This window comes from Planctomyces sp. SH-PL62, from assembly GCF_001610895.1.
Taxonomy (GTDB): Bacteria; Planctomycetota; Planctomycetia; order Isosphaerales; family Isosphaeraceae; genus Paludisphaera.
The window spans coordinates 2,015,140-2,040,834 of the sequence record NZ_CP011273.1; the positions used below are offsets into that span (position 1 = coordinate 2,015,140).

A 25,695-nucleotide genomic window follows, 5' to 3' on the forward strand; every position below is an offset into this window, starting at 1 on the left:
ACGAGTCGAAGGACCGGAGGCAGGCGGCCACCGAGCTTCTCGCGACCTTCCCGGCCGATTCATGAAATCCTGGGAGTGACGAGTTATCCTGACCTTCTTCGGTGTGCTCCAGTCGCAACCATCAAGCCGAGGATGTTCCGCTGATCGACCTTCATTCCACAAAGAACCGTCCGGCTCGTCCGGGTTTCACGCTGATCGAGTTGCTGGTCGTCATCGCGATCATCGCGGTGCTGATCGCCCTGCTGCTCCCCGCCGTCCAGGCCGCCCGGGAGGCCGCCCGCCGCATCCAGTGCACGAACAACCTGAAGCAACTGGGGCTGGGGCTCCACAATTACGAGAGCATCGCCGCGGCGCTCCCCCCCGCAGGGGTCCTGAGCGGCAAGGGGAACGTCGTGACCACCTGGATCGGCTGGAGCGTCCACGGGCGCATCCTGCCGCTGATGGAGAACGGGGCGACCTTCAACGCCATCAACTTCGATCATTCGGGTGAGAGCCCGCAGAATATCACGGTGGCCGCCTTGAGCATCGCCGCCTTCCTCTGTCCCAGCGAGCCCGACGCCCGGCCGGCCACCGCGAACGTGGGAATCTCCAACGTCACGAATTACGGCTTCTGCATGGGGGACTGGTTCGTGTGGGGCGGCTTCCAGGGACCGGAGAACCGCAGCGCCTTCGGCCCGAATCGCAGTCGGCGGTGGAGCGACTTCGTCGACGGCGCGAGCAACACCCTCGTCGCCGCCGAAGGCAAGGCCAAGCAGCCGCTCTACCGGGACTGCGGCGGCCTCTCGCTCGTGAAGAATCCGTCCGCGATCCCGGGCCCCGAACAGGCCCCCCTCGACGTCGTCCCGGAGTACGGGGGCGGCGGCTGCGAGTTCAAGACCGGCCATTCGGAGTGGTCCGATGGGCAGGCCCACCACACGGGGTTCACGACGGCCTGGACGCCGAACAAGAAGACCGTCGGATCCTCCCCTTCGGGCGAGCCGGTCGACCTCGACATCACCGGTCAGAGGGAGAAGAAGGGGGGGCCGACGTTCGCCGCCATCACCGCGCGGAGCCATCACGCCGGCGGCGTCAACGCCTTGTTCGGCGACGGCAGCGTCCGGTTCATCAAAGACGGGATCGCCGGGCCGACGTGGCGGGCGCTCGGCACCGTCGCGGGGGGCGAGGTCGTCGGCTCCGACTCGTTCTGACGCCGCACCTCGACGGACATCCCCCACGATCCATCAGGCGATTCCCGAGCCGAGGAGTCTTCTGCTCGGCTCGGGGAGCGTCAGGCCGAACCGAGCGGATGGAAGGGACGAACGACCCGACCGATCGTCTGCGGTGAGCGGCCGCCTGTCGGGTCCTCCGCCCCCCACGCCGAGGGCGGCCGATTCGCCCCTGGCACTCGGGCGGCTTTAGGAACGGTCGCGGGCGTTTCGGGCTTCACCGGGCTCGATGTAGACCCGGCCCGCGAGCGATTCGGGGAGGCAGGCCATCTCCCCCCTGGCGTTCGGATCGTCGTGGACGTAGCGATATCCCTGGCCGTAGCCCGAGGCCTTCATCAGCGACGTGACGGCGTTGCGGAGGTGGAGCGGGACCGGCTCGCGAGCCGTGGCGGCGGCGTCGGCCGCCGCGGCGAAGTAGGCCCGCTTGATCGCGTTCGATTTGGGCGCGTGGGCCAGATAGATCGTCGCCTGGGAGAGCGGATACAGGCCTTCCGGCAGCCCGATCATCTGGACGATCTGCGCCGCGGCCGAGGCCTGCACGATCGCCTGGGGATCGGCCAGGCCCACGTCCTCCGACGCCAGGATGCAGAGGCGGCGGGCGATGAAGACCGGATCGGCCCCCCCTTCGATCAGCCTGGCGAGCCAGTAGAGTGCGGCGTCCGCGTCCGAGTTGCGCAGGCTCTTGATCAGGGCTGACGCCAGGTTGTAATGATCCTCGCCCCCCTTGTCGTAGGCGTACCGGGCGCGGCCGAGGGCTTCCGCCAGGGTCTCGGCCTCGACGGGGCGCGTGCCGTCGGCGGCCGTCGGCGTGGCCAGCACCGCCGTCTCCAGGGCCGTCAGCGCGACCCGCGCGTCCCCCCCCGAAGCCTTCGCCAGCCGCTCCAGCTCAGCGTCGTCCAGCGTGGGCCTCAGCGAGCCCAGCCCGCGTTCGGGGTCGGTCAGCGCGCGGCGGAGGATCGCGGCCACGTCCTCGGGAGTGAGCGGGTTCAGCGTCACGACCCGAGACCGCGAAAGCAACGCCGAATTGACCTCGAACGACGGGTTTTCGGTCGTCGCGCCGATCAGGATCACGGTCCCGTCCTCGACGGCCTGCAAGAGGGCGTCCTGCTGCGACTTGTTGTAGCGATGGATCTCGTCGATGAAGAGGACCGTGCGGACCCCTCGCGAACGTCGGGCGCGGGCCTCGGCGACGGCCTCGCGCAGCTCCTTCACGCCGGAGAGCACGGCCGAAAGTTGCACGAACCGCGCCCCGCTCGGCCCCGCGACCAGCCTCGCCAGCGTCGTCTTCCCCGCGCCGGGGCCTCCCCAGAAGATCAGGGACGGCAGCGGCCCGCCCCCCTCGACGAGCCGACGGATCAGACGGCCCTCGCCGACGAGGTGCTCCTGCCCGACGTACTCCTCCAGCGACCGCGGCCGCATCCGCTCGGCCAGTGGGGCGTCGGCCCCCGCCGACGAGTCCGCCTCGTCCCGCCACTCCGGTTCATCCGCCCCCCCGAACAGGGAGCCCGTCGATTCGCGTCGCATCAGATCCCGCCCTTCCCCCGCGTCCGCCCGTCGTCTCTGTCCAACCGTCCATTATTTTACCATGCCGTCGCGGCGAGGTCCCGCCGTTCCCCACATCGGACGAACCAACGCGCCTCGGTCGCGATCGGTCCGAACTGGATCCTCGTCCCTCGCCAACTTCGGAAACGCCATCTTCAGCAAGTTTGGCCGCCGGACCCAGGCGATATCAATTATTCTGAACGGTCATCAATATCCTTGACATTAGGATTACCCCTTCTTACTGACTCCAGCCCGGCCAAAGTTACACCGGTCACAAGCGGAGCGGGATCTCGGCGTGGCGGATGAACGAGGCCAGGAGGTCCGGGTGTCGACGCAGGGCCGACAGCTCTCTGCAGAGCCGGAATCGCAGCTCGGCCGTATCCTCCGGGGCGTAGTTCGGCAGCCGATGGTACTTGGCCCACCCCCACACCCCCTCGTCCGGGTTGGCCTCCGGGGCGTAGCCGGGGAAGTCCTCGGCGACGATCTCCGGATGCCTCGCCAGGTAGGCCTTCACCAAACCCGATCGGCCGTGGATCCGGCTCCGGTCCCAGAGGACCGTCATCGGCCCGCCCAGATGGGCCCGCAGGCCCTTCAGGAAGGCGACGGAGTCCTCGCCCCGGGCGTCGGCGTCGTCGGGCAGGAGGCGGAAGTAGAGGTTGGGCCTGCGTCGCTTCGGGCTGACGGTCACGGCGCTGATCGCCGAGATCCGACCCTTGCGATGCCACGCCTCGACGATCGGCGTCCGGCCCCTCGGGGCGTACGTGCGACGGACCACCGGCGTGAGCTGGAAGCCCGATTCGTCCAGGAAGACGAGGTGGGCCTCCCGCTCGCGAGCCTCCTCGAGGATCCGAGGAAGCTCCTCGGCCCTTCAGTGGTCGATCCGCTCCTGATCGCGTTGCCGGGCCTTCTTCTGCGGCCGCTGGCTGCTCCAACGCAGCCGCCGCCTGAGGATCTTGCGGACGTGCTCGACGTGGTACTCGACGCCGAAGCGACGACGGACGAGCTCGGCGACCCGGGCGGCGCTCCACAGGTCGTTGGGCCAGCCGTGCGACCGGGCGCCTTCCAGCAGCAGGCGCTCCAGCTCCCCGACCTGCTCGTCGCTCAGCCGCGCCCGAGGGCCCGGATGAGGCCTGGCGGCCAGGGCCTCGGGGGACTTTCCGGCCAAGGCCAGCCAGCGATACAGCGAGGTGCGGCCGACGCCCAGGATGCGGGCGACGACGGTGGGCGACTCCCCCCGCCGCATCAGTTCCACGGCATGGCGACGGCGACGTTCCAGTTCCTGCGCGGTTCCAACGGGTCTCATGCCCTCACTACGACGGAAGCCGTCCGAGTGTTCCTTTGACTACGCTGGAGTCAGTAAGTTTTGAATTCGCCGCGCTGGAGGCGGCCCGATCCAAACATCTCGATATGGACGACTCAAAAGAAGTTCATGAGACGCACGAGGGATCTTTCGACGGAACCAAGACGACACGCGCAAGCTGATCAAGGAGTCGACGATGCGAAAACGTCCTCTGTTCTGCATCTTGCTCGCGGCCTTTTGGAGCGGGGCGCCATCGGTCGCAATCGCCGCCTATTCGATCCAGATCAACACACCTCAAAATGACGAGCTGTACGCCAGCCTGGCCACCATCGCGGTGGGTGGCGAGTCAAATTGGACCAGTTGGTTCGACTCCACCCCTTCCACCGTCCGCATCAGGGTTTGTTCGCACGACGGCTCGGTGGTCCCCAACGACTACTTCGCCTCGTCCTTCAGTTCAAGTACGGGTGATTGGCTAGGGACCGCGGTCGCCCCGCTCGGTACGCCGAGCGGCACCCGGGCATTCCACATTCAAGCCGGGCTCATTGCCAACGGCTCCAGCGTCGTCGCCACCGATTCCGTCTCGCTCACCGTCAAAGCGACGAACACGGGATCGTGAACGATTCGACGGGCCGAGCAAGGCTGCTCACGGCGGCCCTTGCTCGGCCGACTCTGGCCGGATCCAGGAGGGACTACGACATGAAACGTTTCGTCAGCCGCACCAGCGGGGAATCCCTCAAGCCGCCTCTCGCTCTCCTGATCGCGGCGTTCCTGGTCGTCGGATGTTCGGGGGGCCGGGTCGACGATGAGCCGGATCGGGGAGCGCCGACGATCCACTTCATCGAGCCGACCGAGGGTCGCCGATACGCCCCCAAGTCGCGGATTGAGGTGGCCTTCCGCCTGGAGGGGAGCCCCCCCCGCCAAATCGTCATGGCGCGCATCAAGCAAGGCGATACGATTCTCATGGAGACGCCGGCGAGTCAAAACCCCGACGACTCGGCGGAGTCCGGCCCGCTCCATAGTGCCGTGTTCGAGCGGGGCCCCGCAGCACACGGGAAGTATCGCGTCGAGGTCGTGGCCCGCTCGCGATCCGCCGCATCCGTCCCGAAGCCGGTCGATGGAACGCCCCGTCGCATCGCGGCCGAGGCGGGGGTGAACATCGAGGTGGAGCGATGAAGCGCGTGACGAGCCGGCGCCCGGAGGGTGGCGTTCGTCGATCCGAGTCGCGGCGCGGTCTGACTTTGATCGAGGTTCTGGTCGTCGTCTCGATCATCGCCCTTCTGGCGGCGATCCTCATACCGGCGGTCCAGCTCGCGCGGGGGGCCGCGCGAAGGACCAAGTGCCTGAACAATCTCCGCCAGATCGGGATCGCCTTGAACGCGTACGTCGCCGACCACGGCGTCTACTCGCGCACCTAATAACGGCCCCGGGTACTCTCCCCACGTCGTCCTCCTCCCCCATCTGGAGCAGAAGGCCCTCTACGATTCCATCAATTTCGTGACGCTCACGGGACCGGACCTCCGCCTGGGGGGCGACTCGTCGCCGGCGATCGCCACGGCGTGGCACATGAGGCTGTCCGTCTACCTCTGTCCCGCCGACCCGGCTCGCCCCGATCAGGGCGCCATGAACTCCGCGGGGAATCGTGGGGTCGGCTATGACCTCGCGGGCGCGTTGGATAATGGGCTGTTCGTCCACCCGACCGCGAGCCTCGCCACTTCGACCCCGAGCCCCGGCATCGGCCCGGCCGCGATCCGCGACGGCCTGAGCCAGACCGCCGCGTTCAGCGAGTGGCTGATCGGCGCCCCGACGAGGCTGGCGGGCGAGACGAATCGATCGACCTATCTGACGAGCATCCATCAAGAGCCCGCGGACTTCGGCCGCTTCATGAGCGAGTGCGATTCGCCCGAGGTTCAGGTGATCCCGTTCTCCGACGCCGGCAAGGGTTTGACCTGGATGCACGGCGACCTGAAGGCCACGCTGTACAATCACGGCAACGGGCCGAATCGACGGAGTTGCAGCAACGGCGGTCTGGTCCAGAAAAGCGCATGGACGGCCGGCGGCCTCCACGGGGGAGGCGTCAACACCTTGATGGTCGACGGCCGCGTCACCTTCGTGAAGGATGCGGTCGCCTTGCCGGTCTGGCGAGCGCTGGGGACTCGCAACGGCGGCGATGTCGCCGACGTCGATTGAAGTCGCGCCCGACCTTCGACGAGGGTTCCCGCGCGTCGGCGGGCCTGGTAAGCTCCCGAGAAGGTCGTTGCGAGGGTGGACGGACGTTCGGGATGCAGGGAGGTCGACGCATGGACGGACTGCGCGCGGCGGGAATGGGGATCGTCCTGGGCCTCGGATCGCTGATCGTCGGCGAGGCGTTCGGGCAAGGCGGAGCGGGGCGGGGGACGCCGGTGGTCCGCTGGATCGGGCAGGACGGCAAGGACTTCGTCGGGCCGCACAACCGGGTCGAACCGAGCGACGTGCAGGACGTCCACATCGCCATCGCCGGGCTCGACCCCCGCCGCGAGGTCACGTTCGTCGACCTCCTGGCGGTCGGCGGCGACCCCAGCCAGTGGCAGTACAACGCCGATTCCTTCTCGTGGAAGGCCGCCCTCGTGCGCGAGAAGGGCTCGCCACGCGCCGACCTGTATATCGAGCCGTCGACCTTCACGGCCCCTCGCAAGCATGAGATGACCATCCGTTACGACGACGGCCGCGAGCACAAGCTCACGATCCAGGGCCGCAAGGTGGACCCCGGCCTGCGCATGCCCGGCGCGGAGATGAAGGCGACCTGGGCGGGCCAGGACGGCCGCGACGCCGTCGGCCCCGGCGCGTCGGTCGGTCCCGACGGACTCCAGGACGTCCACATCCGGCTGACCGGCGTCTCCAAGGCGGTCCCGATCAAGGCCATCCGCATCGACGGCCCCGAAGGCGCGAAGTGGGAGAGCCACATCAACCCCGAGATGCTCCCCGCCTGCGAGTTCCGAATGGACCCCGCCAAGCCCGGCGAAGGCGACCTGTTCTTCCAGCCGACCCGCGACCTGGGCGGGAAGTCGATCGCGATCCGATTCCTCTACGCCAACGACACCGGCGACCGCGCGACCGTCGCTTCTCGCCGGATCGACCCCAAACGCCGCATGCCCGACCTCCCGGCGGCGTCGGTCCGCATGGCGGAAGCCAGGGCGAAATGGCTGGGTCAGGACGGCGCCGACGTCGTCGGGCCGGGCGACGTCCACGTCGCGATCTCGGGCCTCGACGCCCCCCGCGACCTCGCCGGCGCCGTGCTCACCGACTCCTCGCGGGGCTCGTGGGTCTTCCAGGCCCCGGGGAACGACCAGTTGAAGTCCTCCACCGAGTGGGGGGGCGCCGAGGCGCTCGCCGTGCGGCCGGGCGCGACCTCCGGGTCGTTCGACCTCTACTTCCCCCCGTATCGCGACGAGTCCGACGCCACGTTCACCCTCCGGATGATCGCTCGCGACGGCCGCTCGACGTTCGCGCGCTTCCCCGGCGGACGGTGCGACCCGGACAAACGACTCCCCGCGCCCGACGCCTCCCGACGTGCGGCGAAGCCCGGCGACGACCTCCAGAAGCTCGTCGATCAGGGGGGGACGGTGAGCCTCGCCCCGGGGACTTATCGGCTGACCCGACCCCTGACCCTCAACAAGCCGGTCGTCCTGACGGCGGCCCCCGGCGCGACCCTGGTCTTCTCGCATCCTGCCGGCGAGCCGCCCTGGACGGCGGCCATCAAAATCCACAAGGGGAGGACGACCCTCGAAGGCTTTGCGATCCGCTTCGAAGGCGCGATCCGCTGGGACCAGCAGGTCGGCTACGGCCCGGCGATCATCGGCACCAGCGACGACCGCGACTCGAACCCCTGGGAGCGGAAGACGGGGATCGTGATCGCCAGGCTTGACATCGAAGGGCCGGCGTCGGACGACCCGAGCCGCTGGACCGACGCCGTGCGGGTGATGCGGTTCACCAACGCCAACGGGGGCCGCGTCGAGGGGAATCGGCTCCTGGGCGGGCCGATCGAGTTCTTCAACGGCCCCTGGTCGTTCGTCGACAACACGTTCCGGGGCGTCCCGGCGAAGACCCGGTCGAACTCGTCCATCGCGGGGCACTTCGTCAACGACGTCGTCGTCCGGGGGAACCGGGTCAAGGCGGAGCCCCTGGGCAAAGTCTGGCGGTTCCTGGCGCTGACGCACATGGCCTGGAACGCGACCGTCGAGGACAACGTCGTGGAAGGGGTCGGCGAGATGGACGACGACGGAGTCCCCCGCGTCAACGCCCCGGAGATCATGCTCACCGAGTGCTACCGGATCGGCTACGAAGGGGCGGTGCGGGCGGTCTCCCCCGACGGCCTTTTGATCCGCATCGGCGAGCGCCAGGGAGAGCCGATCCGCGCGGGCCAGGTCGCGGCGATCTTGACCGGCCCGGCCGCGGGGACGTTCCGCAGGCTCTCGCAGCCGATCGACCAGACCACGATCCTGCTGGACGCCCCCATCCCCAAGGAGACGACGGCCGTCTCGATCGTCGACGGCATGAGCGGGCTACGCTACGCGGGCAACACCGTCGATATCCGGGGGAGTTCGACCTCGTACGGCCTGATCCTGCCGGGGAACCAGTTCGGCACGGTCGTCGAGAACAACCATTTCCTCGGCGGCGCCGAAGGGCTGACCGCGACGGCCTGCGCCTCGGAGTCGCCGATCCACTGGGGGTGGTCGCGGTGCCCGGCGATGGGGGTGGTCGTCCGGGGGAACACGTTCGAGGACGTGCGGGAGGGCCTGCGGGTGAGCGTAGCCCACGACCCCAAGCACATCCGATTCAGCTCAGGTCGCGTGTACATGTCGGCGACCGTCGAGGACAACGTGATCCGCTGGACCGACCCCTTCCTGCGGAAGACGGCCGCCGCGCGCGCCGCCGGCAAGTCGGGCGACCGCCCGCTGCTCGGCGTGGTCGTGGGCGAGCCCCACTCGCGCGACCCCCGCGAGTTGAGGGTGGCGGCCGCCCGCAACGCGCTCGACGCCCCCTCCGGCCGTCGACCCGGCCCGTCCCTGGTCGTCCGCGCGGCCGAACTCAACAGCCAGCCGACCCGCGACAAGAACTCGGAACTCCCCCGCGCCGAGACCCGGCCCGCCCCCGGCGCGACCAAGGGCGGGGGTCGCTGAGGGCTGTCGGATGGGGCGGACGCGCGCCGCTCCGGCGTCTTGCCCGCCCCTTCCGGACGCGCTAGACTCGTGGGCCGTTGCCACTCCGCCTCTCTCTCGGCCACACGAACGAGGACGACACGACGATGACGCGAACGACGACGAAGGCTGTCGGCTGGCTCTGGCTCGCGGGGGCGATCGGCGCGACGACGATGACGGCCGCGGCCGCGCCGCCGGAACTGGTCAAGCGGCCGATCTTCGAGGCCGAGGCCAAGCACAACCACGCCTCCTGCATCTCCGAGACGCCCCGGGGCGACCTGCTGGCCGTCTGGTATTCGGGGACCGGCGAACGCAAGGCGGACGACGTCGTGATCCAGGCGGCCTGGATGGCCAAGGGCGCCGACTCCTGGAGCCCCCGATTCCAGACCGCCGACACCCCCGGCTATCCCGACTGCAACCCGGCGCTGCTCACGGCCCCGGACGGCCGGGTCTGGATGTTCTGGCCCACCATCCTCGACCACCGCTGGGAAAGCGCGCTGCTCAAATACTCCGTCGCCGACCCCTCGCAGGGCCCTCCGGGGCCGATCCGCTGGGAGTCTTCGAACGTCCTGCACATCACGCCCGAGAGCGGACAGTTCGAGAAGGCGATCGCCGCGTCGGTCGCCCAGCTGACCGACGAGGAACGGACGAAGTACGCCAAGGAGCTGGAGCCCTTCACCGCCCGGTCGACCGATTTGCTCTATCAGCGACTTGGCTGGATGCCCCGGGTCCGGGGGATCGTCCTCCCCTCGGGACGCTGGATCCTGCCGCTCTACTGCGACACCTTCTCACTCTCACTGATGGGGATCAGCGACGACCAGGGGAAGACCTGGACCGCCAGCGACCTGACGGTCGGCTTCGGTGCGATCCAACCCACCATCGTCCGCAAGAACGACGGCGGCCTCGTCGCCTACTTCCGCGACAACGGCCCCCACAACAAGATCCGCATGGCGACCTCGCCCGACGAGGGGAAGTCGTGGACCGACGTGGTCGACACCCCCTTGCCGAACCCGGGCGCGGGGATCGAGGCGATCCGCCTGGAGAGCGGGGCCTGGGCGATGGTCTACAACGACCTCCCGCGAGGCCGACACTCGCTGGCCGTCTCCCTGTCCGACGATGAAGGGGCGACCTGGCCGATCACCCGCCACGTCGAGCTGGACGAGCCCGGCTCCTCGTTCCACTACCCCTCGATGACGCAGGCCCGCGACGGCGCCATCCACCTGAGCTACACCCACTCGCTGGGCCTCGGCGCCGGCACGGCGAAGAAGAGCACGATCATGCACGCGACCTTCCCCGAAGCCTGGGTTCGCCAGGGGGATTGACCCGCGATTCACGGTCCCGGTCGGTCGCCCAGGCCGACCGACCGGGACGGCGACGAACCGGGCGATGGCTCAGGCCAGGACCTCGCGGATCACATGGCCGTGGACGTCGGTCAGGCGGCGGTCGATGCCGTCGTGGCGGACGGTCAGCCGTTCGTGGTCGATGCCGAGCAGGTGGAGGATGGTGGCGTGAAGGTCGTAGCCGGTGCTCGCCCCGGAGGCGGCCCGCCACGACCAGGGGTCGCTCTCGCCGTGGGCCGCGCCCGCCTTGACCCCGGCGCCGGCCAGCCAGGCGACCGACGTACCACCGTTGTGGTCGCGGCCGGTCGCCCCCTGCGTGAAGGGCATCCGGCCGAACTCGGTGGACCAGACGACCAGGGTGTCGTCCAGCAGCCCCCTCGCCTTGAGGTCGACCAGGAGCCCGGCGGTGGGACGGTCGACCGACCGGGCGATCGCCGGGAGTTCGTTGGGGATGTCGGTGTGGTTGTCCCAGTTGTCCTTGGGGCCCCCCGCGCCGCTCCAGACCTGGACGAAGCGGACCCCGCGTTCCAGCAGCCGACGGGCCAGCAGGCAGCGACGGCCGAAGTCGGCGGTCGCCGGCTCGTCGAGGCCGTAAAGTCGTCGCGTGGCGTCCGACTCGCCCGCCAGTTCGAGGGCCTCGGGGGCGCTGAGCTGCATCCGAGCGGCCAGCTCGTAAGACGCGATCCGGGATTCGAGCCGCGAGTCTTCCGCGTTCCGGTCGGCGTACCGACGGTTCATCGCGGCGAGGCGCTGGAGCCCGTCGCGCTCGGCCTCGGCGGAGGGCCAGCGGGCGGAGCCGGGGGGGAACAGGTCGGGGATCGGCTCGGGCGAGGCCGCGTTGATGGTCGTCCCCTGATGGGCCATCGGCAGGAACCCCGCCGAGAAGTTCCCCTTGGCGTTGTAGGGGAGCCCCCTGGGGTCGGGGAGGACGACGAACGTCGGCAGGTCGTCGCCGAGCGCTCCCAGCCCGTAGGAGACCCACGCCCCGAGGCAGGGGAAGCCGGGGGTGAGGAAGCCCGTGTTCATGAGATAGCTGGCCGGCCCGTGGACGTTGGTCCGTGAGGTCAACGCCATTACGAACGCCAGGTCGTCGACCCGCGTCGCCAGGTGGGGGAAGACCTCGCTGACCCATCGGCCCGATTCGCCGTACTGGCGGAAGGCGAACGGCGACTTCATCAACTTGCCCGGCGTGCTGGTGACCCCTTCGACGTGCTCGCCGGGGTCGAACGGCCGGTCGTGGAGCCGATCCAGCTCCGGCTTGCGGTCGAACGTGTCCATCTGGCTCACGCCGCCGTTGAGGAAGATCTGCAAGACCCGGCGGGCCTTCGCCCGGTGATGCAGCCCCCCTTCGAACTCGGGACGGGGGCGATCCGGCCCCGACGCCGCCTCGGCCCGGCCCAGCAGGTCCGCCAGCGCCAGGCCGCCGAACCCGCCGCCCAGCCCCCAGAGCCATTCCCGTCGCGAGTTCCGTCGATCCATGCCCGGCCCCTTGTGATTCGCGGTCAATCGACGAACAGGAACTCGCTGGTGTTCAGGAGCATCCGACAGAAGTTCGCCGTCCCCCGGTGGGAGGCGTACTCGGCCCACTCGCGGACCTCGTCCGGGTCGGGCTCGCGGCCCAACGCCAGCGTGAACGCGGCGCGGACGCGGCTCTCGGGGTCGTCCGCGAGACTCTCCAGCCGATGGGCGAAATGCTCGGACTGGCGGATCACGAACGGGTCGTTGAGCATCGCCAGCGCCTGGAGCGGCGTGACCGAGGCGTTGCGCGTGGGAGTCAACTGCGAGGCGTCGGCGGCGTCGAACACGTCCATGAACGGGTCGGGAAGCGTGCGGAACAGGAAGCGATAGACGCCCCGCCTCCCCGAGCCGGGGGCGTCCCAATCATACGCCGTGTAGTCGACCGTGGGGGTGACGTGGACGGCCGCTCCCAGCTCGAAATGACGGATCGACGGCCCCCCCATCGTCCGGTCGAGCTTTCCCGAGACGGCCAGGACCGCGTCGCGAACCGCCTCGGCGTCGAGCCGGGATCGGTTCATGCGCCAGAGCAGCCGATTGTCGGCGTCGACGGCCGAATGGGCCGGGTCGGACCCGGACGCCTGCCGATACGTCGCCGAGGTGACGATCAGGCGATCGAGCCGCTTGAGCGAGCCGCCGTCCTCGCGGAACGTCCAGGCCAGCCAGTCGAGCAGCTCGGGGTGGCTCGGCGCGGCGCCCATGCGGCCGAAGTCGCTGGGGGTGTCGACCAGCCCCCGGCCGAAGTGCGCCTGCCAGGCCCGATTGACGATCGACCGCCAGGTCAACGGGTTGCCGGGATCGGACAGCCAGCGGGCCAGCTCGGCGCGGCGGTCGGCCTCGCCCGGCCGGTCGAACCGCGCTTCGAGCCCCGCCACGCACCCGAGCGCCCCGGGGACGGCCGGCTCGCCAGGCTGGCGGATGTCGCCTCGCTTCAGGACGAAGACCGGGCGGGGGGAGGGGACCGGCTTGTGGCTGCCGTCGGGGACGAAGTCGCCCGCCGCGGCGTAGACCAGGCGGGCCGGGGGAAGCGCGGCGATCTGACGGTCCAGGGTCTCGGCCAGGTACGCCTCTCCAAGCTCCCGCCGCTGCTCGGGCGTCCGGCGATCCGGGGGCGTCGCCAGCGAGGCGGCGAGCGAGCCGGGGAGCGAGCCCACCCGGACAGGGCGGGGGGCGGCGACGACGGAAAGCCGGAAGCGGCCGATCGGATGCCCGGCCGGGAAGGTCTGCCGGAGGACGAACCGAAGCGTCGTCTCGCCCCCTGCGCGGCCGACCTCGTCGCGGAACTCGAAAACTCCCTCGTGCGGCTTGCCGACCTCGGGATGAATCCCCCAGGCGGTCTTCGGGTCGCCGTCGATCGCGGCGGCGATCCCCCAACCGGCCTGGTCGAAGTCCGACGTCGCCGTCGCGATCGGCGCAGGCCGCCAGCCGTCGGGCGCGTCGGACGACGCCTCGAAGACGGCGATCTCGGTTAGGTGGAGGTTGCCGTTGGCGTTGCGGCCGGGGCCGCCGGACGGCAGCCGGTCGTCGGGCAGCAACTCCAACCGAAATGCAGTGATCCCGACCACCTCGGTCGTCGCCGTGATCGTGTACGTCTCCTCGGCGGGCGTCGGTCCCCCGGCGAGGATCGATCGGTCGGCCTGCGCCTCAAGGATCGTCCCCGCCTCGGTCTTCATGGCCGAGGGGTCGAGCGGCGTCCAGGGGATCCTCGGCCCCGACCACCGCGCCCCCCAAGCCTCGACTTCGGCCTGGATCGCGTCTCCCTGAAGGGTGTCGAGGAGTTCCGGGTCACGCTCGGCAAGGGCCTTGCGCCGGGCCGTCGACTCGCGACGCAGGCGGGCGACGGCGGGATCGGTGTCGTACGCGCGGTCGGCCCGGCCGACGCCGGCGAACACGGCCTGGAGCCCGTAGTATTCGGCCTGGCTGATCGGGTCGAACTTGTGATCGTGGCACCGGGCGCAATGGACCGTGCTGCTGACGAACGTCGACATGACCGTGGCCACCATGTCGTCGCGGTCGAGATAGTAGCCGACCTGCCGGTCCTGGCTGTCCTCGCGGATGTCCCGCAGCGAGCTTTCGTCCCAGGGGCCGGCCGCGAGGAACCCCAGGGCCGCGACCAGCCCCGGCTCGTCGGGATACAGGGCGTCGGCCGCCACCTGCTCCCGGACGAACCGGGCGTACGGCTTGTCGCGGTTGAACGACTCGACGAGGTAGTCGCGATAAGGCCAGGCGTTGGGCCGGATGCGGTCCTGATCATGGCCGTGGGTCTCCGCAAAGTGGGCCAGGTCCATCCAGCGCCGGGCCCATCGTTCGCCGTAGTGCGGGCTGGCTAGCAGGCGGTCGACCAGCCGCTCGTAAGCGTCGGACGCCGGGTCGGCGACGAACGCCCGGACTTCTTCCGGCGTCGGCGGGAGTCCGATCAGGTCGAAGCTCAGCCTTCGGATCAAGGTCCGGCGATCGGCCTCGGGGGAGGGGCCGAGCCCTTCGCGGCGGAGGCGGTCCCGGATGAAGGCGTCGACCGGCCCGAGGCTCCCCCGCCGGGCCTCGTCGTCGAGGGTGGGCACGGCCGGCCGCTCGATCGGCCGGAGCGCCCAGCGATCGGCCGAGGATTCCTCGCGAGACGCCTCGGACGCATCCCTCGGGTCGACGGCCCCTTGCTCGATCCAGCGTCGAAGGTCGGCGATCGCCTCGTCGGGGAGTTTCCCCTTGGGGGGCATCGGCGCGACCTCGCCGTCGTCGGCGTGCTCGACAGCCTGGATCAAGAGGCTCTCGTCGGGGCGCCCGGGCGTCACGGCCGGTCCCGAGTCCCCCCCGGCGCGGGTCGCCTCGCGGTCGTCGAGCCGCAGGCCCCCCTTCGACTTCGCCGCCTGGGCCGAGTGGCAGGGGTAGCAATTCTCGATCAGGACCGGACGGACCCGGGCCTCGAAGAAGTCGCGGCCCGAATCGTCGCCGGCCCAGACCGCCGCGGCGGCCTGGAAAACCGCGAGGGCCAGCGCCCCGCATCGAACGGCGTCGCGGCGTCCTGGTCGTCGCATGACACCCAGCTCCGTAAGTCCCGGCTGGTCCCCGCCTCGGCCCCATCATACGCCCCGACCCCGCCGCCGACACGCCCTTTCCGGCGCATCGGGCCGGAACCCGCCGCCATCGCCCGAGTCCCCCACCTCGGGCGGTCCGCGTCCCGAAATCGACCGAACGGGTCGATTTTTGCTACAATCGAGAAAATGGATCGAATATCGTCGGTGCCGGGCTTGTGCATCGCCGGGATCGGTCGCGAATCGTGGAGCTTGACCATGTGATCGAACTGAAGCGCAGTTGCAGAGGGGATTGATCGTCATGGATTCACTCGACAACGACTACACCGCTGGGGTCTTCCTCGACACCCAGGAAGCGCCCTGCCTCTCGCTCTATCAGCCGACCCACCGAAGCCATCCAGACAACCAGCAGGACCCGATCCGGTTCCGGAATCTCCTCAGGTCGCTGGAGGATTCGCTCAAGCGGGAGCCCGCGGCGAAAGACGTCCAGGCGCTCCTGAACCCGTTCCGGAAGCTTGCCGAAGACGCCGACTTCTGGAATCGCACCAACGAGGGGCTCGTCGCGCTGGGGGCGCCCGGCCTGTTCCGGGTCTACCGGCTCCAGCGGCCGGTCCGGGAGCTGGCAGTCGTAGCCGAGAGCTTCCACATCAAGCCGCTGCTCCGCATCCTCCAGTCGGCGGACCGCTACCACGTCCTGGGGCTGAGTCGGCAGGGGGTCCAGCTTTTCGAGGGGAACCGCGACGCCCTCGACCCCGTCCAACTTTCGCCGGACGCCGAGCGGGGGATCTCCGAGGCGGTGAGTACGGACAAGAAGGAGCCGCACGTCCAGGTCTGGACCTTCGGCGCGGGCCCCGGCCCGGCCGGGGTGCGCCACGGCCACGCCTCGGCGGCCGACGTGGCGGACCAGGACGCGGAACGGATCTTCCGGGCCGTCGACCGCGCGATCCTGGAGAACGAGACGCGACCGTCCGGCCTCCCCTTGCTGCTCGTCGCCCTGCCGGAGAACCAGGCGCTGTTCCGGCGGATCAGCCGCAACCCCCTCCTGATCGACCAGGGGATCGAGATCAATTCCGACGCGCTCTCGATCGAGGAACTCCGCGATCGCGCATGGAAGGCCGTCGAGCCCTATTACCTCGCCCGCCTCGCCCGGTTGGTCGACCTCTTCGGGCTGGCTCAATCGAGGGACCTCGGCGGCGCCGATCTGGCGCAGGTCATGCGAGCCGCGGTGGCCGGACGGGTCGCGACGTTGCTCATCGAGGCGGATCGCAAGGTCCCCGGCCGGGTCGATCCCGCGACGGGGGCCATCGAGTTCCACGATCTGGCGGACCCGACCGTCGACGACCTGCTCGACGACCTCGGCGAGTTGGTCCTGAAATACGGCGGCCAGGTCCTCGTCGTCCCATCCGATCGGATGCCGACCCGATCGGGCCTCGCCGCGATCTATCGGGCCTGATCCGAAAGGGGGCCGCCCCGAGAGGGGCTGGGTGCTCGCGGCCGAGGCCCGGCCCCCCGGCGCCGGCGTCGAAGAAATCGCCGAGTCTCCGGGAGCCCGAACGGCTCCCGACTTTCCGACGTCGACGCAAGTCCCCCCGACGAAACGGCGTCAAAGCCTGACGCTTGAAACGCCAGGGCGCCTTGGCGATACTGGTCCGATCGGAAATTCGGGCGAGGTCTTGTGAATCGAGCGGCGAGTCGCAGCCGATCTTCAGTAGGACGCGGAATGGCGAGGGAAGGTCGGGGGGGAAGGTTATGAGAGTCGAGGAGCAGGTTCGGGCGCACGGTCGGATTTACGACGACATCACGCAGACCATCGGGGGCACGCCGCTGGTGCGTCTGCGTCGGATCACCGACGGCGCGCAGGCGACGGTCGCCGCGAAGCTGGAGAGCTTCAACCCGCTGTGGTCGGTCAAGGACCGAATCGGCGTGGCGATGATCGACGCGGCCGAGGCCGCGGGGAAGATCACCCCGAGCACGGTGATCGTCGAGCCGACCAGCGGCAACACCGGCATCGCGCTGGCCTTCACCTGCGCGGCCCGGGGCTATCGCCTGATCGTCACGATGCCCGAGAGCATGAGCCTGGAACGGCGGCGGCTGATCAAGGCGTTCGGGGCAGAGATCGTGCTCACCCCGGCCTCGGAAGGGATGCCGGGAGCCGTGCGCAAGGCTGAGGAACTGCTCAAGACCTTCCCCGACGCCTTCATGCCTCAGCAGTTCAAGAACCCGGCGAACCCGGAGATCCACCGCGCGACGACCGCCCAGGAGATCTGGCGGGACACCGAAGGCGCGGTCGACGTCTTCGTCGCGGGGGTGGGGACCGGCGGCACGATCACGGGAGTCGGCCACGCGCTCAAGAAGTTGAAGCCGTCGGTCAAGATCGTGGGGGTCGAGCCGGCCAATTCGGCCGTCATCAGCCAGCACCGCCACCATGATCCGCTGCGGCCCGGCCAGCACAAGATCCAGGGCCTCGGCGCGGGGTTCATCCCCGACGTGCTCGACGTCGAGGTGCTCGACGAGGTGCTGACGGTGCGCGACGAGGACGCGTTCGAGACCACCCGCCGGCTCGCCCGCGAGGAAGGGATGCTCTGCGGCATCTCCTGCGGCGCGGCGGCGTCCGCGGCGGTCGCGCTGGCGAAGCGGCCGGAGTACGCGGGCAAGCTGATCGTGGTTCTGCTCCCGGACCTCGGCGAACGCTACCTCTCGACGCCCCTGTTCCCCGAGGCCTGAGCCCGTGCGCCGACCGCCGTTCGACCCCGAGGGCTTCAACGGCCCCCTGGAGATCCCCTCGGGCGTCGTCGCGGACATGATCGCGCACTGCCTGCGGGAGTCGCCCCGCGAATGCTGCGGCCTGCTGGGGGGCGTCCCCCCCCGGGTCTCGTCATTCCACCCGCTGCGCAACGCCGCGGCGACGGCCGAGACCCGGTACGACGCCGACCCCCGCGACCTCATCGACGCCGTGGTGGACCTCCGCCGCCGCGACGCCGAGATCCTGGCCATCTACCACTCCCACCCGCGCTGGGAGGCCGTCCCCAGCCGGACCGACCTGGAAGAGAACCATTACGGGGCCGTCCCCCGAATCATCGTCTCCCTCCTGAACGCCCCCCCCGAGGTCCGCGTCTGGCGGCTCGACCGCGACGATTACCGGGAACTGCCGTGGGTCGCCGTGGATGAGCCGGCGTTGCACGACCCGCCGGGCGGCGAATAGACTAGGTCGCGGAAAATCCGTTTCCGATCGACGCCCCCCCTTTGTCTCCCCTTTATGGAGCGGCGCGCGACGCGCCGCGAGTTGCCTCTCATGCAGAAGACCCTGATCATCTTCAAGCCGGACAGCGTACAGCGTCGGCTGGTGGGCGAGATCCTCGCCCGGTTCGAGGCCAAGGGGCTGCGGGTCGCCGCCCTCAAGCTCCTCCAGGTCGACCGCGCCCTGGGCGAGAAGCACTACGCCGAACACGCCGGCCGGCCCTTCTTCGACGGCCTGATCGGTTTCATCACCGGTGGCCCGGTCGTCGTCGGCGTGCTGGAAGGGAACGAGGCCGTCACCGTCGTCCGCACCATGCTCGGCGCGACCAACGGCACGGCCGCCGCCCCCGGCACCATCCGGGGCGACTACTCCATCAGCAAGCAGAACAACTTGATCCACGGCAGCGACAGCCCCGAGTCGGCCGCCCGCGAGATCGCCCTCTGGTTCAAGCCCGAAGAGGTCGTCGACTACGCGATCGCCGGCTCCCAGTGGGTCTTCGACGGCGCCTGAGTCGCGCCGAGCCGAAAGGCGTCCGCATGACCCAGCCCCCCCGCAAGGGCGACGTCCTGGCGAACCCGTTCCACCTGGCTTTACTGGCCGTGAGCGCGCTTTTCGTGCTCACGGCCCTGGCCTACCTGGCCTGCGGGTTCGCATTGGACCCCGCCCGTCCCGTCCCCCAGGCCGAAGGCTCACGACGGGCCGCAATCTGGCTTGACCGCAACGGTCCCCGCCTCTTGACGGCCGAACTGGCGCTCATGCTGCCGATTTCGGCCCTCATGATCCTGTTCGACCGCCGCCTCGACCAGTCCCGACGCGTCGAACGCGAGCGTCGGAAGCGGGGGGACGAGCCCTCACGCCCCGAAGCCGCCTCCCTCCCCCGAACATCACACCTTAGCGACAACCAGGAGACGACATGATGCGCACCCGTAAGCTCCTCGTCCCGGCGGCGATCGCCGCGATCAGCATCGGCGCCGTGGGATGCGGCGGCTCGCCCGAGGTCGGCGACGCCGTCGTCGTCCCCCCGGGCCAGGAGGCCCCGGCCGCCAAAGCTGAGAAGCCGGCGGAAACCCCCGCCGACGTCGTCGACCCGTCGGTCGCCCCCGGCGATCCCCCCCGGACGGCCCCGACCGACACCCCGAAGGCCGATTGACGCGATCGTCGGATTCGTCCGCCATTCCGGGGTGGAGGCTCAACATAAGCCGACCGCCCTGGTATCGTGAAGATACCGCGACCTCCGACCGCGACCCAAGCGTCCCCCGGTCGGGCCGAGGCGTCCCCCCGGCCCGGTCGCTCTCCCCCGATATCCCACCCGCGGATCAAAGCAGGCTTCTAACAGCGAAGATGGAGGATCCCTCATGTCCCGTGGAGCGCATCTCCTCAAGACCCTGGCCCTCGCCGCCGCGACGGCGGGCCTGACCATCGCCCCTGCCGCCGCCGACGAACCCGGCACGATCAAGGGCCGCGTGGTGTGGGCCGGCAGCACCGTCCCGACCCCGAAGGTGCTCGTCGAGAAGGGCAAGGCGACCAAGGACCTGGAGGTCTGCGGCGTCGACGGCCCGATCGTCTCGCAGGAACTCCAGATCGACCCCGAGACCAAGGGCGTCGCCGGGGCCCTGGTGTACCTCGTCAAGCCGACCGGCTCCAACCCCGCCGCCGTCGAGGCCCTCATGAAGGCCCACCCCAAGGCCGTGCTCGACCAGAAGAATTGCGAGTTCATCCCGTACATCCAGGGGATCTACAAGGATCAGCCCCTGGTCATCAAGTCGAGCGACCCGGTCAACCACAACGTCCGCTACAACGGCTTCAGCAACGCCTCGATGAACCAGATGCTGGGCGTCGGCGGCTCGATGGAAGTCAAGCTCGAGGCCGAGCGCCGTCCCCTAATGGTCGCCTGCGACATCCACCCCTGGATGAAGGCCTACATCGCCGTCTTCGACCACCCGTACTTCGCCGTAACCGGCGAGGACGGCTCGTTCGAACTCAAGGGCGTGCCCGCCGGTGCCCAGAACCTCGTGGTCTGGCAGGAAAAGGCCGGATGGATCAACGAGGGGAAGGCCAAGGGCGCCCCGGTCACCGTCAAGGCCGGCGCCGCGACCGACGTCGGGGAGATCAAGCTCCAGCCGAATCAGGTCAAGTGACCCAGACGGGGGGGCGAGCCTCGCTTCGCCCCCCCGCGTGTTTCTCGCCTTCCGCTTCCTGCCTCCCACGCTCCCCACCTCACCTGTCCTGCGGTCCTTCCCTGGGCCTTTTCCCCGCGAGCAAGCCCGATGTCACGCCGACGCGTCGGCCGGTCCCTCCAGTTGCTTGGGCTCATCCTCGTCCCCTTCGGGATCGCCTCCGAACTGAACGGCGCGGTGGGGCTTCGAGGCTCGCTGCTGATCTCGGGCACGGGCATGGTCGGCTTCTATCTGGGACGTCTGATCCAGGGTCCGTCCTGATCGACGAACGTCTCGACTCCTGGGTGAGTCCGGGGGACGAGGCCCAAAGATGTGGCAATCCGCGGCCGTCCCGCCGAAAAACGTCGCTCTCGTTGAGAGAGGGACCGAAAGAAAACACCCCGAGGAGCACGGAACCGGGGAGTTCGAGGGTCTGGTATCGGATTTGCCGTTGGGGGTTGCCAAGCCCGCGCTTGATCGGCGTACAATAACGAGGCGAATGACGTCGGACGTCGTCCGATCGACGAGCGGGATGCGAACGACTGACTGAGGTGCCGATCCGAAACCGATCACGAGGATCGGGAAGAGGGGAGCGAGGATGACCTGGTTCCGGCTCCACCGGCGCGACCGCGCCGCGACTCCGTCCCGTACCGTCGGAGTCTTCCTGGCCTGCGCGCTGGCCGCGATGCTGGCCGGAGTCGCGACCTCGGCCCGAGGCCAGGGGCCGGGGCGAAGCGCCTCCAAGTTCTACCCGGACTCCAGCGAGGCGGCCGAATCGCTCCTGCGCAACGCGGCCAACCACGCCCGCACGGAGCAGTGGCCCGAGGCCGTGGCCATCTACCAGCGGGTCATCGACCAGTTCGGAGACAAGGTCGCCCGGCTCCCTCGCGATCTCGCCGCTCCGGGGCGGGCGGCCGACGACGACTTCACCCTCTACGTCGACCTTCGCGCCTACTGCCAACGCACGCTGGCGAGCCTCCCCCCGGCGGCCCTGGCGGCCTATCGGGCGCGTCGCGACGCCCAGGCCGAGCGGTGGTACGACGAGGGGAAGGAGAATCGGGACGCGGCGCCGCTGCGGCGGATCGTCGACGAGGCGTTCTGCACCTCCTGGGGCGACGACGCGCTGGAACTCCTGGGAGACCTGGCGTTCCAGGACGGTCGGTTCGCGGAGGCGGTCGCGATGTACCGTCGGCTCGTGCCGGACGATCCCGACAGGCAGCCGGACTTCCCCCACCCCGACCCTTCCGTCGACCTGCCGAGGGTGGAGGCCAAGAAGATCCTCGCCCGCGCGGCGATGGGAGACGCCGAGACCGTCGCCCGAGAGGCCGCCTCGTTCGCCGAGCGGCGGGGCGGGGCGGCCGGTGCGTTGGCCGGACGCAAGGGCCCGCTCGCCGAGAGCCTCAAAGCGGCGATCGCCGCCGACGCCCTGGCCCCCCCGGCGCAGGGCGACGCCCGCTGGCCGACGTTCGGCGGCGCGCCGACCCGAGACAAGGTGCTCGCCGAGGCCGTGGACGTCGGCTCGCTGCAATGGCGTGCGGCTGTGGACAAGATCACCCCGAGCCGGGGCGGCTATCCCGGATTCCGGGGCCCGGGCCAGGGGACCACGTTCCCCCCCGACCGCCTGCTGGGCTACCACCCGATCGTCCTGGGAGATCAGGTCCTCGTCGCCAGCGGCTCGAAGGTGACGGCGTACAACCTGGGCGACCGCCCCGAGACCATGACCGATGGGGAGGGGACGACCGTCGAGCCCGCCTGGACGTATAACGCCGAGGGCCCCGAATCGCTGCCCCAATCGCGGATGCCGATCTGGACCATCCCCCGCTACACGCTGACGGCCGTCGGCCGCCGGGTCTACGCCCGGATGGGTCCGACCGCCCCCGGCTTCCCCAACATGCCGAGGCTGGCGATGCGGGAGGGGGGCGGAGGGGCCGACGTGGGGAACTCCATCCTGGCGCTCGACCTCGACCGGCCCGGCGACAAGAAGCTCTGGGTGCGACGCTCCGGCGAGCTGGCCCTCCCCGGCCGACCGGGCGAGGAAGGGGGCCGGACCGTCTCCTTCGAGGGCTCCCCCGTCGCCGACTCGCGGAACGTGTACGTGGCCGTCACCGACCGCCGCGAGCAGACCGCCACCTACGTCGCCTGCTACGACGCGGCCGACGGCTCGCCGCGCTGGATTCGCTACCTGGGGGCCGCCTCGTCCGAGAACGACGCCTTCATGGGCCTGATGGGGGCGGGAGGGGGCGATTCAGGGAGTCGGCTTCTCTCGCTCGACGGCCCGACGCTCTACTACCAGACGAACCTGGGAGCCGTGGCGTCGCTCGACGCCGAGACCGGCGCGATCCTCTGGGTCGCCACCTATCCCCGGAACAACGCCGTCCGGGGCCCCGGCGGCGGCGAGCGCGACCTGAACCCGGCGGTGGTCCACGACGGCCTGGTGTTCGTCGCCCCCAGCGACGCCTCGGCGATCTTCGCCTTCGACGCCCAATCCGGCCGCCTGCGCTGGAAGACCGACTCGATCCCCGAAGACGTCAAGATCAGCCACTTGCTGGGGGTCGCCAAGGGCCGACTGGTGGCGACCGGGGACCGCGTGCTCCTGTTCGACGTGCGCGACGGCCGCCTGCTGCACGCCTGGCCCGACGCCGGGGGCCGCGAAGGGTTCGGCCGCGGCCTGCTCGCCGGGGGCCGGATCTACTGGCCGACCCGGACCGAGATCCACGTTCTGGACCAGGCGACCGCCACAATCGCCGCGCCGCCGATCCGGCTGGCGGAGACCTACCGCACGACCGGCGGCAACCTCGTCGCCGGGGACGGCTACCTGATCGTCGCCCAGAACGACGCCCTGATGGTCTTCTGCCAGAACAGCCGCCTGATCGAGCGCTACCGCGAGCGGATCGCGAACCGCCCCGACGACGCCGAGTCCCACTACCGCCTGGCGCGCGCCGCCGAGGCCGGAGGCGACGCCGAGCTGGCCCTGGCGTCGTACGACACGGCCGCACGCCTCGCCCGGCCCTCCGCAACGGTCGACGACGCCCCCCTGATCGAGGCGGCGCGGGACCACGAGTTCCGACTGCTGCTGCGGATCGCCGCCGACCTGAGGCGCGACAAGAAGCCCGAGGCGGCCCTCGAACGGCTCGAATCGGCGGCCCGGGTGGCCCGTTCGCCGCAAGACCGGCTCCGGGCCCGGCTCACCCTGGCCGACGCCTTCTCTGACCTGCGACGCCCCGCCGAGGCGATCGGCGTCCTGCAACGGCTCCGCGACGACGATCGGCTGGGGACGCTCACGGTGGCCTCGGACGACGGCCGCCGGGCCGTGCGCGCCGACCTCTTCGTCGACGACCGCCTGGCCGACGTCGTCCGCGAAGGGGGGAGGGCGGCCTACGCCGAATACGACCGTAGGGCGCGGGAGATTTATGAGAAAGGCCGGCGCGACCGCGACGCCCGACTCCTGGCCGAAGCCGCACGAGCCTTCCCCGCCGCCGAGGTCGTCCCCGATGCGCTCCTGGCCCTGGGCGAGACGCTCGAGGCCGAAGCCCGATCGGCCGAGGCGGCGTCGGCCTACAAGCGGCTCCTGACCCTCCCGGCGGCCGACGACGAGGCCCGCGCGCGGGCCCTCTGGCGGCTCGCCCGATCCTACGAGGCGCAGGGATTCCTCATCTCGGCCCGCGACGCTTACCTGCGGCTCCAGTCTCGATTCGCAGGCGTCCGGATCGCCGGCGGGGCGGGAACGGGAGCGGAACCGAAGGAGGCGGACGCCGCCGAGCTGGCCTCGGCCGAGTTGGCGCGGGAGCCCCTCGCCGGGATCGCCGCCGACCGCGCGCGTCCCGCGTCCCCGTCGCCGATGGTTCGCCGCTGGCGTCGGGAAGTGGAGACGCTCGCCGACGCCCGGCCGCTGACCGCCGCCGGCGTCCCCCCGGCGCTCGAATCGGGCCGGACCTTCCTCGCCGGCGCGACCGCCCTCACGGCCCTGGACCCGGCGGGGGGCGAGGGACGCTGGACCGCCGACCTGGGGGGCCGCGCCGTGTGGGTGGGCTATCTCGCGGACAAGCTCGTCGCCGCCACGCCTCGTCGGGTCGTGGGCCTGGACGCCCGCACCGGCGCGGTCCGCTGGCGGTTCGGCCCCGACGCCGAGCCCGCGGCCGAGCCGAAGCTCGACCCGTTCGCCCGCGAAGGGACGCCCAAGGCCGACGCGCCCGCCGACGACGACGCCCCCGTCCCCGCCCCCGCCCCCGCCCCCGCCCCCGTCGCCCTGCTGCACGGCTTCCAGGCGGTCGGCGGCCGGCTCTTCGCGCTTCGCGGCGACGACGAGCTGCTCGCCCTCGACGGCGACTCCGGGCTGATCGACTGGTCGTTCTCGGCTCGCGGAGGCGGCCTCAATCCGCTGGTCGGCTTCGGCCCCGAACGCCTGGTCCTCCAGACCGGGAAGCCGTCGGAGATCGTCGTGCTTGAGGCGGAGACCGGCCGGGGCGTCGCGCGGGTCCCGCTCGCCGAGGGGGAGTCGCTCCAACGAGTCCCCGCGGCGCTCGACGAGGACCACGCGATCGTCGTGACCGACCGTCGGACCGTCAAGAAGCTCGACCTGGCCCGGGGCCGCTTCGACTGGGAGTACCGCGAGAGCGCGGAGCTGCCGACCTACGGCGCGCCCCGCCCCCTGGTCGACGCCGAGCGTCTGCTGGTCATCCACGACGGCCGGACCCTGATCCGGCTCGACCCGGCGAACGGGGCGCGGCGGTGGTCGGCGCTGCTGGGGGTGGACGACCTGGGCGAGCGTCCCGACGCCTCGGCGATGGACGAACGGCGGTTCTACTGGACCAGCGGGGCCCGGCTCCGGGCCCTCTCGCTCGAGGACGGCGCCTCGTTGTGGGGCCGCCCGCTGGCGGGGCCGTCGCCGGCCCGCTGGTCGATCGCCCTGAGCGACCACGCGGTCCTCGCCTACCCCGAGGCCGCGGTCCTGGCCGACGACCCGTCGGGTCCGCTCCCCGTGGTCGTCCGCCGCCAGCTCGACGGGGCGCTGGTGCAGCGGTTCATGCTGCCGACCGCCATCGAGGCCGTGGCCCTCCGCCTGGACCCCCGCGGTGCCGTGGTCTCCACCCCCGGCGGCCTCTGGGCCCTGGGCGACCGCCCCCCGGACGGACGCCCCTGACATCCCGCCGCGAACCGCGATAGACTACCGATCCGACGACCGGATCGGTCGCCGAA

Annotated in this window: 19 protein-coding genes and 1 pseudogene; 15 read left to right on the forward strand and 5 right to left on the reverse strand. The window is 70.5% G+C overall.

Going from position 1 to position 25,695, the window contains the following annotated elements; genetic code table 11:
• Window positions 1–143 precede the first annotated feature (143 nt).
• Window positions 144–1,187 (forward strand): DUF1559 domain-containing protein, encoded by a 1,044-nt coding sequence (locus VT85_RS07680; protein WP_068421616.1) that lies wholly within the window; start codon window positions 144–146, stop codon window positions 1,185–1,187.
• A 207-nt stretch (window positions 1,188–1,394) separates the two neighbouring features.
• On the opposite strand, the gene VT85_RS07685 is transcribed toward VT85_RS07680, so the two are convergent.
• From VT85_RS07685 to VT85_RS07695, 3 genes are all read right to left on the reverse strand, one after another.
• Window positions 1,395–2,729: a replication-associated recombination protein A gene (locus tag VT85_RS07685; protein WP_082858430.1), complete on the reverse strand. Its 1,335-nt coding sequence runs from the start codon at window positions 2,727–2,729 to the stop codon at window positions 1,395–1,397.
• A gap of 289 nt (window positions 2,730–3,018) precedes the next feature.
• Window positions 3,019–3,594, reverse strand: a complete 576-nt coding sequence (locus VT85_RS07690; RefSeq protein WP_082858431.1) for a transposase — start codon at window positions 3,592–3,594, stop codon at window positions 3,019–3,021.
• Between the two features lie 21 nt (window positions 3,595–3,615).
• On the reverse strand, window positions 3,616–4,050 hold the full coding sequence (locus VT85_RS07695; protein WP_082858432.1) for a winged helix-turn-helix domain-containing protein: 435 nt from the start codon (window positions 4,048–4,050) through the stop codon (window positions 3,616–3,618).
• Window positions 4,051–4,243: 193 nt separating this feature from the next.
• Here VT85_RS07695 and VT85_RS07700 point away from each other — a divergent pair, with 193 nt between their 5' ends.
• The 5 genes and pseudogenes from VT85_RS07700 to VT85_RS07725 all read left to right on the forward strand — a co-directional run bounded on the left by VT85_RS07700 (window position 4,244) and on the right by VT85_RS07725 (window position 10,543).
• On the forward strand, window positions 4,244–4,663 hold the full coding sequence (locus tag VT85_RS07700; protein WP_068412879.1) for a hypothetical protein: 420 nt from the start codon (window positions 4,244–4,246) through the stop codon (window positions 4,661–4,663).
• Between the two features lie 80 nt (window positions 4,664–4,743).
• Window positions 4,744–5,220 carry a hypothetical protein gene (locus VT85_RS07705; protein ID WP_068412882.1) on the forward strand — a complete coding sequence of 159 codons (477 nt, stop codon included), beginning with the start codon at window positions 4,744–4,746 and terminating at the stop codon, window positions 5,218–5,220.
• A pseudogene (locus VT85_RS07715) lies at window positions 5,217–6,234 on the forward strand (DUF1559 domain-containing protein). Before VT85_RS07705 ends, VT85_RS07715 begins: the two are co-directional and overlap by 4 nt.
• 110 nt (window positions 6,235–6,344) lie before the next feature.
• Window positions 6,345–9,203 (forward strand): hypothetical protein, encoded by a 2,859-nt coding sequence (locus VT85_RS07720; RefSeq protein WP_068412890.1) that lies wholly within the window; start codon window positions 6,345–6,347, stop codon window positions 9,201–9,203.
• Window positions 9,204–9,328: 125 nt separating this feature from the next.
• Window positions 9,329–10,543 (forward strand): sialidase family protein, encoded by a 1,215-nt coding sequence (locus VT85_RS07725; RefSeq protein ID WP_068412893.1) that lies wholly within the window; start codon window positions 9,329–9,331, stop codon window positions 10,541–10,543.
• Window positions 10,544–10,612: 69 nt separating this feature from the next.
• On the opposite strand, the gene VT85_RS07730 is transcribed toward VT85_RS07725, so the two are convergent.
• The gene (locus VT85_RS07730) at window positions 10,613–12,040 is read right to left on the reverse strand and encodes a DUF1501 domain-containing protein (protein ID WP_068412898.1); all 1,428 of its coding nucleotides are present in this window, start codon (window positions 12,038–12,040) and stop codon (window positions 10,613–10,615) included.
• 23 nt (window positions 12,041–12,063) lie between these two features.
• Window positions 12,064–15,108: a PSD1 and planctomycete cytochrome C domain-containing protein gene (locus tag VT85_RS07735; RefSeq protein ID WP_068412903.1), complete on the reverse strand. Its 3,045-nt coding sequence runs from the start codon at window positions 15,106–15,108 to the stop codon at window positions 12,064–12,066.
• 298 nt (window positions 15,109–15,406) lie between these two features.
• Here VT85_RS07735 and VT85_RS07740 point away from each other — a divergent pair, with 298 nt between their 5' ends.
• From VT85_RS07740 to VT85_RS07775, 9 genes are all read left to right on the forward strand, one after another.
• Window positions 15,407–16,558 carry a hypothetical protein gene (locus VT85_RS07740; RefSeq protein WP_068421622.1) on the forward strand — a complete coding sequence of 384 codons (1,152 nt, stop codon included), beginning with the start codon at window positions 15,407–15,409 and terminating at the stop codon, window positions 16,556–16,558.
• A gap of 296 nt (window positions 16,559–16,854) precedes the next feature.
• Window positions 16,855–17,829 (forward strand): cysteine synthase A, encoded by a 975-nt coding sequence (gene cysK / locus VT85_RS07745; protein ID WP_068412909.1) that lies wholly within the window; start codon window positions 16,855–16,857, stop codon window positions 17,827–17,829.
• A 4-nt stretch (window positions 17,830–17,833) separates the two neighbouring features.
• Window positions 17,834–18,307 (forward strand): Mov34/MPN/PAD-1 family protein, encoded by a 474-nt coding sequence (locus VT85_RS07750; RefSeq protein WP_197491158.1) that lies wholly within the window; start codon window positions 17,834–17,836, stop codon window positions 18,305–18,307.
• Window positions 18,308–18,397: 90 nt separating this feature from the next.
• Window positions 18,398–18,853: a nucleoside-diphosphate kinase gene (gene ndk / locus VT85_RS07755; RefSeq protein WP_068412912.1), complete on the forward strand. Its 456-nt coding sequence runs from the start codon at window positions 18,398–18,400 to the stop codon at window positions 18,851–18,853.
• Between the two features lie 26 nt (window positions 18,854–18,879).
• Window positions 18,880–19,260: a hypothetical protein gene (locus VT85_RS07760; RefSeq protein WP_068412916.1), complete on the forward strand. Its 381-nt coding sequence runs from the start codon at window positions 18,880–18,882 to the stop codon at window positions 19,258–19,260.
• Window positions 19,257–19,493: a hypothetical protein gene (locus VT85_RS07765; protein WP_156512732.1), complete on the forward strand. Its 237-nt coding sequence runs from the start codon at window positions 19,257–19,259 to the stop codon at window positions 19,491–19,493. The genes VT85_RS07760 and VT85_RS07765 overlap by 4 nt, the downstream gene beginning before the upstream one ends.
• A 205-nt stretch (window positions 19,494–19,698) precedes the next feature.
• Window positions 19,699–20,481, forward strand: a complete 783-nt coding sequence (locus VT85_RS07770; RefSeq protein WP_068412922.1) for a hypothetical protein — start codon at window positions 19,699–19,701, stop codon at window positions 20,479–20,481.
• Window positions 20,482–20,610: 129 nt separating this feature from the next.
• On the forward strand, window positions 20,611–20,781 hold the full coding sequence (locus tag VT85_RS27450; RefSeq protein ID WP_156512733.1) for a hypothetical protein: 171 nt from the start codon (window positions 20,611–20,613) through the stop codon (window positions 20,779–20,781).
• A gap of 316 nt (window positions 20,782–21,097) precedes the next feature.
• Window positions 21,098–25,639: a PQQ-binding-like beta-propeller repeat protein gene (locus VT85_RS07775; protein WP_068412925.1), complete on the forward strand. Its 4,542-nt coding sequence runs from the start codon at window positions 21,098–21,100 to the stop codon at window positions 25,637–25,639.
• The last annotated feature ends 56 nt before the right edge of the window (window positions 25,640–25,695 follow it).